The organism is Hyphomicrobium sp., assembly GCF_051860585.1.
Lineage (GTDB): Bacteria > Pseudomonadota > Alphaproteobacteria > Rhizobiales > Hyphomicrobiaceae > Hyphomicrobium_C.
The window spans coordinates 205,651-218,984 of the sequence record NZ_JBHYDS010000002.1 but is presented as its reverse complement, the minus strand read 5'-3'; the positions used below and the strand labels follow the sequence as shown (position 1 = coordinate 218,984).

The 13,334-nt window shown below is 64.7% G+C and carries 10 protein-coding genes; 2 read left to right on the top strand and 8 right to left on the bottom strand.

The window, feature by feature from the left end; all coding sequences use genetic code 11:
- Positions 1-32: 32 nt before the first annotated feature.
- The 8 genes from gabT to ACTIFK_RS03805 all read right to left on the bottom strand — a co-directional run bounded on the left by gabT (position 33) and on the right by ACTIFK_RS03805 (position 10,693).
- Positions 33-1,328 (bottom strand): 4-aminobutyrate--2-oxoglutarate transaminase, encoded by a 1,296-nt coding sequence (gene gabT, locus ACTIFK_RS03840; protein ID WP_439541727.1) that lies wholly within the window; start codon positions 1,326-1,328, stop codon positions 33-35.
- A gap of 207 nt (positions 1,329-1,535) precedes the next feature.
- Entirely contained in the window at positions 1,536-2,984 is a 1,449-nt protein-coding gene (locus ACTIFK_RS03835) for an NAD-dependent succinate-semialdehyde dehydrogenase (RefSeq protein WP_439541726.1), read from the bottom strand.
- Between the two features lie 27 nt (positions 2,985-3,011).
- Entirely contained in the window at positions 3,012-4,502 is a 1,491-nt protein-coding gene (locus ACTIFK_RS03830; protein ID WP_439541725.1) for an aldehyde dehydrogenase, read from the bottom strand.
- Positions 4,503-4,541: 39 nt separating this feature from the next.
- The gene (locus ACTIFK_RS03825) at positions 4,542-5,891 is read right to left on the bottom strand and encodes a glutamine synthetase family protein (RefSeq protein ID WP_439541724.1); all 1,350 of its coding nucleotides are present in this window, start codon (positions 5,889-5,891) and stop codon (positions 4,542-4,544) included.
- Positions 5,888-6,631: a gamma-glutamyl-gamma-aminobutyrate hydrolase family protein gene (locus ACTIFK_RS03820; RefSeq protein ID WP_439541723.1), complete on the bottom strand. Its 744-nt coding sequence runs from the start codon at positions 6,629-6,631 to the stop codon at positions 5,888-5,890. The genes ACTIFK_RS03825 and ACTIFK_RS03820 overlap by 4 nt, the downstream gene beginning before the upstream one ends.
- On the bottom strand, positions 6,628-8,028 hold the full coding sequence (locus ACTIFK_RS03815) for an aspartate aminotransferase family protein (RefSeq protein WP_439541722.1): 1,401 nt from the start codon (positions 8,026-8,028) through the stop codon (positions 6,628-6,630). Before ACTIFK_RS03815 ends, ACTIFK_RS03820 begins: the two co-directional genes overlap by 4 nt.
- A 249-nt stretch (positions 8,029-8,277) precedes the next feature.
- Complete coding sequence (locus ACTIFK_RS03810; RefSeq protein WP_439541721.1) at positions 8,278-9,681, bottom strand: glutamine synthetase family protein; 1,404 nt, start codon at positions 9,679-9,681, stop codon at positions 8,278-8,280.
- Positions 9,682-9,955: 274 nt separating this feature from the next.
- Entirely contained in the window at positions 9,956-10,693 is a 738-nt protein-coding gene (locus tag ACTIFK_RS03805) for a GntR family transcriptional regulator (protein WP_439541720.1), read from the bottom strand.
- 227 nt (positions 10,694-10,920) lie between these two features.
- Between ACTIFK_RS03805 and ACTIFK_RS03800 the strand changes: the two genes are divergently transcribed.
- Both ACTIFK_RS03800 and ACTIFK_RS03795 read left to right on the top strand, forming a co-directional pair.
- Entirely contained in the window at positions 10,921-12,024 is a 1,104-nt protein-coding gene (locus tag ACTIFK_RS03800; protein ID WP_439541719.1) for a polyamine ABC transporter substrate-binding protein, read from the top strand.
- Positions 12,025-12,122: 98 nt separating this feature from the next.
- Positions 12,123-13,319 carry an ABC transporter ATP-binding protein gene (locus ACTIFK_RS03795; protein ID WP_439541718.1) on the top strand — a complete coding sequence of 399 codons (1,197 nt, stop codon included), beginning with the start codon at positions 12,123-12,125 and terminating at the stop codon, positions 13,317-13,319.
- Positions 13,320-13,334 lie beyond the last annotated feature (15 nt).

The following is a 13,334-nucleotide window of genomic DNA, read 5'->3' as shown; positions in this document are numbered from 1 at the left end:
GAGCGTGCCTGAAAGTGTTTGCGCGGTCTTGATCACTGGAGCTTGCTGACGGCTTCGTTGAGGGTCGCTTCGAAGATGTCCATGCCCTCCTTGACGAGGGCGTCGGAGGCGGTCAGCGGCGGCAGGAAGCGGATGACGTTGCCGTAGGTGCCGCACGACAAGAGGATCAGACCGCGCTCGTTGCCGATCTTCAGGACCTGCGCGGTCAGTTCCGGCGAAGGCTCGCCGCTGGTGGTGTCCTTGACGAACTCGACCGCGCACATGGCGCCGAGGCCACGCACGTCGCCGATGCAGTTGAGGTTCGAGCGTCCGGCCAGCTCGCGGCAGCGGGACTGGATGATGTCGCCGATGGCGTTGGCGCGGGCGCAGAGATTTTCGTCTTCGATGATGTCGAGCACGGCGTGGGCGGCCGCGCAGGCGATGGGGTTGCCGGCATAGGTGCCGCCGAGGCCGCCGGGACCGGACGCGTCCATGATGTCCGTGCGGCCGGTGATGGCGGAGAGCGGCAAGCCGCCGGCGAGACCCTTGGCGAGCGTCACCACGTCGGCCTTCACGCCGGCGTGCTCGAGCGCGAACAGCTTGCCGGTGCGGGCGAAGCCGGTCTGGATCTCGTCGGCGATGAAGACGATGCCGTGCTCATCGCAGAGAGCGCGCAATGCGTGCAGGAAGTCGGGCGGCGCGATGTTGAAGCCGCCTTCGCCCTGCACGGGCTCGATGATGATGCCGGCGATCGACGAGGGGTCAGCCTGATATTTGAAGATCGCCTTGAGGGCCTTCAGGCTCTCCGCCGTCGAGGTGCCGTGATAGAGGTTCGGGAAGGCGACGTTGTAGATGTCGGCCGGGAAGGGACCGAAGCCCTTCTTGTAGGGCACGGCCTTGCCGGTGAGCGCCATGCCCATGTGCGTGCGGCCGTGGAAGCCGCCCGAGAACGAGATGATGCCGGGCCGGCCGGTGAAGCAGCGCGCGACCTTGACCGCGTTCTCGACCGCTTCGGCGCCGGTGGAGGCCAGCATCGTCTTGGCAGGCCCCGTGACAGGCGCGACGGCGTTCAGCCGCTCGGCGAGCGAGACGTAGTTTTCGTGCGGCGTCACCTGGAAGCAGACGTGGCTGAACGATTTCAGCTGCTCCTCGATGGCGGCGAGGATGCGCGGGTGCTGGTGGCCCGTGTTGACGACGGCGATGCCGGCGGCGAAATCGATGTAGCGCTTGCCGTCCTCGCTCCAGAGCTCGGCATTCTTGGCGCGCTTGGCATAGATTTGCGTCGCGTGCCCGATGCCGCGCGGAACGGCGGCCATGCGGCGGGTGTGAAGCTCGGCGGAGGTGGTCATGTGGAGCGTCTTTCGCAAATGAGGCACGAGAAGTGGGACGAGGCAGCTGATCCACCCATATCGTCATGGCCGCGCAGGCGGCCATCCATGACAAGCATCCACGGATGCGACGAATGAGAGAGCGCACCTTTGTTGAAAGGTGTCGTGGGTGCCCGCCTTCGCGGGCATGACGGATGAAACGAGGAGGCGTTGGTCATGCTTCACGCTTCAGCCGATGCCACCGAGGCAGATGAATTTGGTCTCGAAGTATTCGTCGAGGCCTTCGGCGGCGCCTTCGCGACCGAGGCCGGATTCCTTCACGCCGCCGAACGGCACCGCTTCATTCGAGAAGATACCTTCGTTGACGCCGACCATGCCGGCATCGAGCGCTTCGGCGACGCGCCAGGCGCGGGCGATGTTCTGGCTGAAGAGGTAGGCCGCGAGGCCGTAGGGTGTGCCGTTGGCGATCGCGATCGCCTCTTCCTCGGTTTCGAAACGGATGAGGGAGGCGACGGGTCCGAAAATCTCTTCTTCAGTGATGGTCATGCCGGCTTTCACGCCGGTCAGCACCGTCGGCTGGTAGAAGAACGAACCGGCTGAAGCGGGCGCGCCGCCGACGAGGACCTTTGCCCCTTTGCTCACGGCATCGCGCACGAGGCCGTCCACTTTCTTCGCCGCTTCGCCGTTGATGAGCGGACCGATGGTGACGCCCGCGTCGCGGCCGGGGCCGACGGTGAGCTTTTTCGTCTCGGCGGCCAGTGCCTCGGCGAAGCGATCGTAGATGCCGGACTGGACGAGGATGCGGTTGGCGCACACGCACGTCTGGCCGGCGTTGCGGTATTTGGAGGCCATCGCGCCGGCGACGGCCTGGGCGAGGTCCGCATCGTCGAACACGAGAAGCGGCGCGTTGCCGCCCAGTTCGAGGGTGAGCTTCTTCACGGTGCCCGCGCACTGGCGATAGAGCGCCTTGCCGACCTCGGTCGAGCCGGTGAACGAGAGTTTGCGGACGCGGGAGTCGTCGCAAAGGACTTTGCCGACAGTGGGAGCATCAGCGGTGGTGACGACGTTGAAGACGCCGGGCGGGACGCCAGCGTCGAGCGCGAGCTTGGCGATTGCGAGCGCGCACAACGGGGTGTCCTCGGCCGGCTTGACCACGGCCGTGCAGCCCGCGGCCAGGGCGGGCGCGATCTTGCGCGTGATCATGGCGATCGGGAAGTTCCACGGCGCGATGGCAGCGATAACGCCGATCGGCTGCTTGATGGTGAGGTAGCGCTTGCCCGCCATCGTGTTCGGGATGGTGCGGCCGTAGGCGCGTTTTCCTTCCTCGGCGAACCACTCGATGAAGGACGCGCCGTAGGCGACCTCGCCGCGCGATTCCGCGAGCGGCTTGCCCTGCTCGGCCGTCATGAGCTGGGCGAGCGCCTCGGTGTCGGCAATGACGAGATCGAACCAGCGCTTCAGGATCTGCGCGCGCTCCTTGGCGGTCTTTTTCGACCACGCGGGAAAGGCTTTCTCCGCCGCGTCGATGGCCTTGGTCGTCTCAGCGGCGCCGAGGTTCGGGACGCGCGCGATCTCCTCGCCCGTTGCCGGGTCGAGCACCGCGAAGGTGTCGGCGGACGTGACCCACTGGCCGTCGATCAGCGCCGCGGTCGGATACTTCGGAGGAGACACGTTCATGGCGTTCACCGTTCGTGACGTGTTGGCTCAGGGGAGCGTGATCGAAACCGACTTCAGGTCGGCATATTTGTGGAGGGCATGCAGGGAGCGGTCGCGGCCGAAGCCGGATTGCTTGAACCCGCCGAAGGGCATCGTCAGGTCGCAACTGTCCCAGCCGTTGACCCAGACGAGGCCGGCGCGGATCTCGCGGGCGGCGCGGTGGGCCAGGGTGACGTCGCGCGTCCAGAGGCCGGCCGCCAAGCCGTAGGGCGTGTCGTTGGCGTAGCGGATGGCGTCTTCGACGGCAGCGAACCGCGTGACGGCGAGAACAGGCCCGAACACTTCCTCGCGCGAGATGGTGGACGTCGGTGTCACGTTGTCGAATACGGTCGGCTCGACGTAGAAGCCGCCGGTCTCTTCGCGCGTGCGTTTGCCGCCGAGGCGCAGGTCGCCGCCTTCGCGGCCCGCGGTCTCGATGTAACGGAGAGCGGTGTTCATCTGTTCGCCAGAGACCATGGCGCCGAAGGCCGTCTTGGGCTCGAGCGGATCGCCAGCGACAATGGTGCGGGCGACGGCGAGGAGCTTTTCGACGAACGGATCGGCGATGCTTTCGTGGACGAGGAGGCGGGAGCCCGCGGTGCAGACTTCTCCCTGATTGTAGAAGATGCCCCACGCCGCATGCTCGGCTGCCGTGTCGAGGTTGGGGCAATCGGAGAAGACGATGTGCGGAGACTTGCCGCCGAGCTCCAGGCTGACGCGCTTGAGGTTGCTCTGGCCGGAGTACTGCATCAACAGGCGGCCGACGGCGCCGGAGCCCGTGAATGCGATCATGTCGACGTCGTTATGAAGAGCGATGGCCTTGCCGGCTTCGCCGCCGAGACCGGGGACGATGTTCAGGACGCCGGGTGGCAGGCCGGCTTCGAGCGCCAGTTCGCCGATCTTGAGCGCCGTCATGGGAGACTGCTCGGCTGGCTTCAGTACCACGGAATTGCCCATGGCAAGGGCGGGCGCGATCTTCCACATCGCCATCAGCAACGGGAAGTTCCACGGCACGATGGCGCCGATGACGCCAAGCGGCTCGTGCTCGACGAAGGAAAAGCGGTTGGGGGCGGCGGGCGCGACCTCGCCGTAAACCTTGTCGAGCGCCTCGGCGTAATAGCGCAGCGTCGCGATCGAGCCGGGCACGTCGCTGTCGAGCGAGTTCGAGATCGGCTTGCCCATGTCGAGGCTCTCGAGCACCGCGAGGATTTCGGCGTCGCGTTCCATGAGGTCGGCGAGAGCGAACAGGATCCGCTTCTTGTCGCGATAGTGCAGCTTGCGCCAGCGGCCGTCCTCGAACGCCTGACGGGCGGAGGTGACCGCGAAATCGACATCGGCTGCTCCGCACGACGCGACCTGGTTCAGCACCCGGCCATCGCGCGGCGAGACGTTGTCGAAGGTCGCGCCGCTCGCGGCGGCCAGGGTCTTGCCGTCGATGACGGCCTTGCCAGGCAGCGCAATCGAGCCGGCGACTTTTTCAAAGTGTGCAAGCGAGGTCATAGGGGCACCTCATGCAACCTTTCTATGCTCAAGCGGCGCTCAAGCAACCTGGGCGTACCAAAGATGGTCGAGCGACGTGACGATGCGTTCGAAGTCCGTGCGCTCTTTGTCTTTCAAGCGCGTGTAAACGTGCTGGAAATCGGCGCCGAACGCCTCGCGGACGACCGGCGACGTTTCGAAGGCGGACAGGGCGTTGACCCAGACGCTGGGCAGTGGGGGCGTATCCAGGTCCTCGCTGTTGCCTTTCACGTCCGGGCCCGGGTCGGTCTTGTTGGCGATCCCGTGGGCTGCGCCCGCCAGAATTGCCGCTATGACGAGATAGGGATTGGCGTCCGCACCCGCAACACGGTGCTCGATGCGCGTGGCCGGGCCACCTTGATTGGGAATGCGGAGCGCGACGGTGCGATTGTTGTAGCCCCAGTGCGCGGCCATCGAGACATAGGATTCCGGCACGTAGCGGCGGTAGGCGTTGGCGGTCTGGGCCCAAATGGCCATGAAGTCGCCCATGGTCTCGCGAAGGCCGCCGAGCGCATGGCGGAACAGCGGCGAGATGGGATCGCCCGTGAACACGTTGGCGCCGGCCTTGTCGAGCAGGCTCATGTGGATGTGCATGCCGGAGCCGGCCCACTCGTGATGCGGCTTGGCCATGAACGTTGCCGTCAGCCCGTGGGCGCGGGCGGCGGCCTTGACGGCCCGTTTCAGCAGCAGTCCGTCGAGCGCGGCCCGGACGACGTCGTCGGTGTGCTTGAGGTTGATCTCGAACTGCGACGGCCCGCTTTCCTGCGTCAGCGCGTCGACGGGCAGGCCCTGCGCCTCGGCGATGCGATAGATGTCGTCGTTGAACGCCTGCAGCGCGTCCATGTCCTCGAACTGGAAGGTGAGGGGGATATCCGTTTCGCGCGAGACGCCGGGAGGGGCGTCGAGCGTGAAGGCGCCGCCGGGGCCGGGCACGGTGACGTAGAATTCGAGCTCGACGGCCGCGACGGGCGTGTGCCCCTTGGCCTTGAAGCGCGCGACCTGGGTGGCCAGCACGTGGCGCGGATCGAGCGGGTCGTCTTTCTCGGGCACGATGACGGCCTGGGCGAAGCGGCCGCCGGCGACCGGCACGGCGGCGAGCGTTCCGGCCAGGATGCGGAAGTTGAAATCCGGGTCGCCCGTCGACCAGAGCCGGCCCGTCTCCGCGATGCAGTTGCCACGCGGGTCCATGATGAAGACCGAGCCCGGCATCATCATTCCGCTCTTGGCGATGCCGATGAGATCGCCGCGCCGCAGGCGCTTGCCGCGCGGATGGCCGTTTATGTCGAGGACGAACGTGTCGATCCACTCCACCGCGGGATGTGCGGCCAGGAACGCCTGGGCCGCATCGGGAGTGAGGAAGTCGTTGCTCATGTCGTGGAAGACCTTTTGGCGGCCGCGCCGAACCGGCGAAACAGCTCGATGGACACGGGGTTGTTCTTGGGCTGCCATTCGGGATGCCATTGCACGCCGAGAAGGAAGGGATGCTCTTCGGGGCCGCGCACCGCTTCGACGAGGCCGTCGGCGGCGTGGGCCACGGCCGTCAGTGGCGGGGCCAGCTGCTTGATGCCCTGCCAGTGCAGCGAGTTGACGATGATCTCGTCCTTGCCGACCCAAGTCTTGAGTTCGCCCGTCAGCGTCACCGGATGCGACGGTCCGAAGCGGTCTTCGAGGGGAACATCTGAGCGCTCGCGGTGGTCGTTGCGTCCCGCGACCGTATGCACGGCCTGATCGAGCGTGCCGCCGAGGGCGACGTTAAGCTCCTGGAAGCCGCGGCAGATGGCGAACATCGGCAGCTTGCGGGCGAGGGCCTCACGAATGAGTGGCAGCGTGAGGTCGTCGCGCTCCGGATCGAGCGCGCTTGCGTTGAGCGGCGGCTCTTCCAGGCCGTAGAGTTTCGGGTGAACGTTCGAGAGCGAGCCGGACAGCAGGATGCCGTCCGCGATCTCGAGGAGCGCTCCCATGTCGGCCATGGACGGCCCGAGCGGGGCGAGGAGCGGCTGGCATTCCGCGACCTCGGCGACGGCCGACGAATATTTGCGGCCGACCGCGTCGAAGGCGCTCCCTTCGATCAGCTTGGTGCAGGACGGAATGATGACGATCGGCCGTGTCATGCAGCGAGTTCTCCGGCGACTTCGGCGAGCGTGAGGTCGAGCGCTTTGCCGATGACGCGTTCGGCTTCCGCGAATTCCGCGTCGCCCCAGATCAGCGGCGGGGCGCAGACCATGGTGTCGAACACGGCGCGCATGATGAAGCCTTCGCGGAAGAAGTGGTCGCGGCAGATCATGCCGACGCGGCCGGGGTTGTCGAAGCGGCGGCGCGTGCGCTTGTCGGCCACCAGTTCGATCGCACCCATCATGCCGACCGAGCGGACCTCACCTACGAGAGGGTGGTCCTTGAACTTGGCGAGCACCTTCGCCAGTTGTGGCGCGCTGTAATCCTTGACCTTGGACACGAGATTTTCGCGCTCCATGATCTCGATGTTCTTAAGCGCGACGGCGCACGCCACGGGGTGGCCCGAGAACGTGTAGCCGTGGTTGAAGTCGTCGTTGTGCGCCATCAGGGCGGCGACGATCCGGTCATCGACCAGGATGCCCGACAGCGGCAGGTAGCCCGACGTCACCGCCTTGGCGAACGTGATGATGTTCGGCTTGATGCCGTAGTAATCCGACCCGAACCAGGCGCCGAGGCGTCCGAAGCCGGTGATCACCTCGTCGGCGAGGAACAGGATGCCGTACTTGTCGACGATGCGCTGGATCTCGGACCAGTAGGAGTCCGGGGCGATCTTCACGCCACCGGCGCCTTGCACGGGCTCGCCCGCGAAGGCCGCAACGTTCTCAGGGCCGAGAGCCAGGATTTCGTCCTCGAGGGCCTGGGCGGCGCGGAGGCCGAACGCCTCCAGGCTCTCGCCGTCACGGCCTTCGTCGAACCAGCACGGGTCCATGATGTGCCGGAAGCCCTCGTACACGGGATAGCTGTGTTCGTGGACGTGGGGCATGCCGCCCATCGATCCCGCGGCGATGGTCGAGCCGTGGTAGGCGGTCTTGCGCGAAATGATGATGCGCCGCTTCGGCTCGCCCTTGAGCGCCCAGTAGTGGCGGATCAGGCGGATGGCGGTGTCGTTCGATTCCGAGCCCGACGAGCCGAAGAAGACCTGGTTGATGTGCGGCGGGGCAAGCTCCGCCAGCTTCTTGGACAGGGCGACGACGGGCGGGTGCGTGGTGCGGAAGAACGTGTTGTAGAACGGCAGCTCGATCATCTGCTCGCGCGCGGCGTCCGCCAGCTCGACGCGGCCATAGCCGACATTGGTGGTCCACAAGCCCGCCATGCCGTCGAGAATGCGGTGGCCTTCGCTATCCCAGATGTACGGACCGTCACCCTTGACGATCACGCGCGCGCCGCCGCTGCGGAGGTTGGCGTGGTTGGAAAAGGGATGAAGATGGTGGAGGGCGTCGAGGTCGCGCCACTCGGTTGTGCTGTTCTTGATCGGGGGGTCAGGCAACTTAGACATGGGGGTGTCTCCAGTGCGAGCGAGGCTCGGTTCGTGCACGCCGCCTTTCGGGGGGCGTGTGTTCAATTGCGGAGCGACGAGGGCCGTCAGGCGTCAGCTCAGGGCGACGCGGGCGGTGTAAATCCAATGCGGGCGCACAGCTCGAGGAGCTCCGTCTTGCGCGTTTTCGAGACTCGATCGATCCGTGTCACGCCGCTGGCATCCTCAATCCGGCCGTCCAAAGGCCGCCGTCCAAAACAGTAGCCCGTTTCACACGCTGAGCAAGAGATGCTCGCGTTCCCACGGGCTGATGACGCGCATGAATTCCTCGAACTCGGAGCGCTTGAGTTCAAGGTAGACGTGCGAAAAGCGCTTGCCGAGGATCTCGTGCAGATCCGCGCTGTCCTCGAATTCCGTCAGCGCTTCGAGCAGGCCGCGCGGCAACTGGTGATCGCTGCGATAGGCGTTGCCGACCACGGCCTGACGCGGTTCGAGGGCCTTCTTGATGCCGAGATAGCCGCAGGCGAGGCTGGCGGCGATGGCGATGTAGGGGTTGGCATCGGAGCCGGCGAGGCGGTTTTCGACGCGGCGCGCGGCGGACGGCGAGAACGGCACACGCAGGCCTGCCGAGCGGTTGTCGTTGCCCCATTCGACGTTGATCGGCGCGGCGCCGCCAGGCACGAGGCGGCGATAGGAATTGACGTACGGGGCGAGCAGGCAGGTGGCCTGCGGGAGGTAGTGCTGCTGGCCGGCGAGGAACTGATAGAACAGCTTCGTCGGGCCGCCGTTCTCGTCGGTGAAGACATTGCGGCCGGTCGTCTTGTCGGCAAGGCTCTGGTGGATGTGCATGGCGCTGCCGGGCTGGTTGGCGAGCGGCTTGGCCATGAACGTGGCGTAGCAGCCATGCGTGAAGGCTGCTTCGCGGATCGTCCGCTTGAACAGGAACACCTGATCGGCGAGGTCGACCGGGTCACCGTGCAACAGATTGATTTCGAGCTGGGCCGCGCCGCCTTCCTGAATGATGGTGTCGATCTTCAGGTACTGGCGCTCGGCATACTCGTAGATGTCATCGACGATCTTGTCGTACTCGTCGACGGCGCCGAGGCTGTAGGCCTGACGGCCCGCACCGGCGCGGCCGGAGCGACCCGTCGGCGGCTCGAGCGGGTAGTCCGGATCCGGGTTGGTCTTGGTGAGATAGAACTCGAGCTCCGGCGCCACGACCGGCAGCCAGCCTTCGTCTTCGAAAAGCTTTAGCACGCGTTTCAGAACCTGGCGCGGCGCGATCTCGACCGGCTCGCCGGTCTGCCACGTTGCGTCGTGAATGACCTGAGCCGTCGGGCTCGAGGCCCAGGGGGCGGGGCGGATCGTATCGAGATCCGGCACCATCATCAGATCGCTTTCGGCGTAGAGCTGCTGGCCGTCTTCTTCGAACCCGACATAGTCGCCGGTGATGGTCTGATGGAAAATCGAGATCGGCAGGTGGACGGCGTCGAGCTTCGCGAACTTCGCGGCGGGCATGGTTTTGCCGCGGGCGACGCCGGCGATATCCGGCACGGCGCAGTCGACTTCCTCGATGCGATGATGCGTCAGCCAGGCGCGCAGGTGCTCCGGCTCCGTGCCGAATGAAAACTCTTCGGGAGCTGGAGAGGGCAGGGTTCCGTTGTCGGGGGACATGCTACACCTTGGTTTCCATGCACGTCGTTGTTGTCATGCACGTCGTTGTCGCGCGCGTCGTGGCATCATGCACGCATTCAGCCCGACTTGCGGTCTTGCGGGCCAAATTCCCGGCGTAAACCTTGCGGAAGGCACACTTACCCGTGCCGGCCGATCGAGACGCCGCCGTTCGCAAGACGCAAAGGGCTCATTTCAAGCGCGATGTGATCACAAGTGGCGCGCAAACTCAAGCGGTCGCCGCGCGCTGGCGCGGTTCGGGCCGGAGTTCAGGCCGTTAAGGGCCTCGCTTCAGAATGCCTTCGCCGATGAAGTTCATGCCTTGGCTGATATCGGCGGCAATCGCGGCCTTGAGGGCCTTGCGGTCCTGGCGCTCGAGCGCGGCGATGGCAGCCTGGTGCTGGTCCTCCAGGGACGACGTGCCCCAGCGGCCGTAAGCCATACGCATGAACGGACCGAATTGCAGCCAGATGCTTTCGACAAGGGCTAGCAGCGTATCGGCCCGCGCGCGCTCGTAGATGGCGAAATGGAAGCGATAATTGGCCTGCATGTAACCTTCGACGTCGCCGATCGCCATGGCGCGGTCGACGGCCCGGTCGTGGGACACGATGCCCTTGATCTCGGCCGGTCCGATGCGGTCCATGGCGCGGGAGGCGAGTTCGGGCTCAAGTGTCTTGCGGCAAAAGATGATTTGCTCGAACGCTTCCTCGGTCATCGGCGGGATCAGCACCCGGCGGTTGTCCATCATCTTGAGCGCGCGTTCGGCGATGAGGCGGCGGACGGCTTCACGGATCGGCATGGGGCTTACGCCCATGTCCTCGGCCAGCCCGCGCAGCGTGACTGCGCTGCCCGGCAAGAAGCCGCCAAAAAGAATGCGGTTGCGCAATGCGCGATAGACGCTTTCGTGCGTGGTGAGGGCGATGTCGCCGAGACGCTGCGGCGTCCGCTTCAAGGCTGCTGCGGCGCGACCGGGGCCGGTCTCTTTCTGAGCGTCCGTTCTCTCTCGCTGGGACATCGGCTGGTCGTCACCTCTGAGAGGCAGGATTTGGATTTGTGCGGCGCGGTAAAGCCGTTCGATCAGTTTTTGGGCAAGTTCACTGCGATGGCGGCTGCGATTGCTCCAAGGAAATACTTGTAGCGCGCGATTAATGTGATCACAATGGGCGCGTCAGGTCGGCGGATGGTGACGGGGCCGTGCGGCCTTAACCGTTCCGTCTTTATCGCTCCGATGGGAGGTCGTGAATGTTCGATTTTGCAGGAATGCGCCGGTCGTTTGCCGGTGCTGCCGCCGCGGCAGCACTGCTCGCCGGAGCGCCCGCGCTGGCCAAAGAGGTCCGCGTCTACAACTGGTCCGACTACATCGACGAGGAAGTCCTCAAGGACTTCGAGAAGGAAACCGGCATCAAGGTCGTCTACGATGTGTTCGACAGCAACGAACTGCTCGAGACAAAGCTGCTCGCCGGCGGCAGCGGTTACGATGTCGTCGTGCCGACGGGACCGTTCCTGTCGCGTCAGATTTCCGCAAAAGTTTTCCAGAAGCTCGACAAATCGAAGCTTCCGAACTTGAAGAACACCTGGCCGCTCATCAATGAGCGGACCGCCCTCTACGACCCCGGCAACGACTACTCCATCAACTACATGTGGGGCACGACGGGCATCGGTTACAACGAAGCCAAGATCAAGGAACGCATGCCGGATGCGCCAGTCAATTCCTGGGACTTGATCTTCAAGCCCGAGATCGTGTCGAAGTTCAAGGACTGCGGCATCTTCCTGCTCGATGCGGCCGACGACATTCTTCCTATCGCGCTGCTTTATCTGGGCCTCGATCCCAACAGTCATGATCCCGGCGATCTTCAGAAGGCCGGCGCTCTGCTCGAGACTATCCGTCCGAACATCCAGAAGTTCCACTCGTCTGAATTCATCAACGCGTTGGCCAATGGCGACATCTGCATCGCCGTCGGCTACTCGGGTGACATCCTGCAGGCACGCGACCGCGCCGAGGAAGCCAAGAACGGTGTGACCGTCGGCTATCACATCCCGAAGGAAGGCGCTCAGATGTGGTTCGACCAGATGGCGATCCCAACCGATGCAAAGAATGTCGAGGAGGCGCATGCCTTCCTCAACTACATGCTCGAACCGAAGGTGATCGCCAAGGCATCGAACTACATCAACTATGCGAACGGCAATCTCGCGTCTCAGGAGTTCATCAGCGAGGAGATAAAGTCCGATACCTCCATCTTCCCGGATGACGCGACGCTCAAGCGGCTGTTCGTCAAGAACCCGTATGACGCAAAGACGCAACGGGTGGTGACCCGGATCTGGACCAAGGTCGTCACCGGACAATAAAATCGGAACCGCGCTCGGGACATTCCCGGGCGCGGTTTTTTTATACGGCCGGCGCGCCGGCAAATTTCATTGTCGAAAACTGACCGAGGGTCTTCATCATGAGTGAGGCTGCGCTGAGTTCTTCGCCAACGGGTGCGAGCGCGTCGCGATCGCCGCTGCGCACGGCGGCGCCGCAATCCGGGTTCGCACCATGGAAAGACCCTTCCAAGACGCCGATGGTGCGGTTCGAGAACGTCGTGAAGCGCTTCGGCGACTTCGTCGCCGTCAAGGACTGCACGCTCGACATCTACGAGCGGGAATTCTTCGCCCTGCTCGGCCCGTCCGGCTGCGGAAAGACAACGCTCTTACGCATGCTGGCCGGTTTCGAGAAGCCGACGAGCGGACGCATCCTCGTCGCCGGGCAGGACATCACCGAACTCGCGCCGTACGACCGGCCGGTCAACATGATGTTCCAGTCGTATGCGCTTTTTCCGCACATGACCGTGGAGCAGAACATCGGCTTCGGCTTGAAGCAGGATGGCATGCCGAAGGACCAGATGGCGCAGCGCGTCGAAGAGACGATGGCGATGCTCGAACTTGGGAAGTTCGGCAAACGCAAGCCGCATCAGCTTTCCGGCGGACAGCAGCAGCGCGTGGCGCTGGCGCGGGCGATTGCGAAAAAACCCCGCATCGTTCTGCTCGACGAACCGCTCGGCGCTCTCGACAAGCGGTTGAGGCAGACGGCTCAGTTTGAGCTGATGGGCATTCAAGAACGGACCGGCACGACTTTCATCATCGTCACGCACGATCAGGAAGAGGCGATGACGGTGTCGTCGCGGATCGCGGTGATGGACCACGGCGAGTTCGTGCAGGTGTCGTCGCCTGGCGACATCTACGAGGCGCCGAACTCGCGCTATGTGGCGAACTTCATCGGTGACGTGAACCTGTTCGAAGGCAAGGTCGTGAGCGTTGCCGGCGGGTTCGCGGAGATCGACTGGGGTCCGGGGCTTGCCCGCTTCAAGGCGGTGGCTCCCGAAGGCTGCGCCGGCCAACAGCAGGTATGGCTCGCGCTCCGGCCGGAGAAGATCCACATCGATCTCGACAAGCCGTCGGACGCGAGCAATGCCGTCGAGGGCAAAGTGGTCGACGTCGGTTACCTCGGGTCGATCTCGCATTACCACGTCGAGCTTGCCAACGGGCAGCGGGTGAAGGCGCTGCGGACGAACTCGTCGCGCACCGTCGACCGGCCGATCAGCTGGGAGGACAAGGTCTGGCTGCAGTGGCCGGCCGAAACCGGAATCGTGCTCACCAAGTAGTCCGCCGCTCGCCTC

Bases quoted from the DNA above. Each gene is read 5' to 3' on its own strand.
- gabT (WP_439541727.1), bottom strand. From the start codon at position 1,328: ATGACCACCTCCGCCGAGCTTCACACCCGCCGCATGGCCGCCGTTCCG.
- ACTIFK_RS03835 (WP_439541726.1), bottom strand. From the start codon at position 2,984: ATGAACGTGTCTCCTCCGAAGTATCCGACCGCGGCGCTGATCGACGGC.
- ACTIFK_RS03830 (WP_439541725.1), bottom strand. From the start codon at position 4,502: ATGACCTCGCTTGCACACTTTGAAAAAGTCGCCGGCTCGATTGCGCTG.
- ACTIFK_RS03825 (WP_439541724.1), bottom strand. From the start codon at position 5,891: ATGAGCAACGACTTCCTCACTCCCGATGCGGCCCAGGCGTTCCTGGCC.
- ACTIFK_RS03820 (WP_439541723.1), bottom strand. From the start codon at position 6,631: ATGACACGGCCGATCGTCATCATTCCGTCCTGCACCAAGCTGATCGAA.
- ACTIFK_RS03815 (WP_439541722.1), bottom strand. From the start codon at position 8,028: ATGTCTAAGTTGCCTGACCCCCCGATCAAGAACAGCACAACCGAGTGG.
- ACTIFK_RS03810 (WP_439541721.1), bottom strand. From the start codon at position 9,681: ATGTCCCCCGACAACGGAACCCTGCCCTCTCCAGCTCCCGAAGAGTTT.
- ACTIFK_RS03805 (WP_439541720.1), bottom strand. From the start codon at position 10,693: ATGTCCCAGCGAGAGAGAACGGACGCTCAGAAAGAGACCGGCCCCGGT.
- ACTIFK_RS03800 (WP_439541719.1), top strand. From the start codon at position 10,921: ATGTTCGATTTTGCAGGAATGCGCCGGTCGTTTGCCGGTGCTGCCGCC.
- ACTIFK_RS03795 (WP_439541718.1), top strand. From the start codon at position 12,123: ATGAGTGAGGCTGCGCTGAGTTCTTCGCCAACGGGTGCGAGCGCGTCG.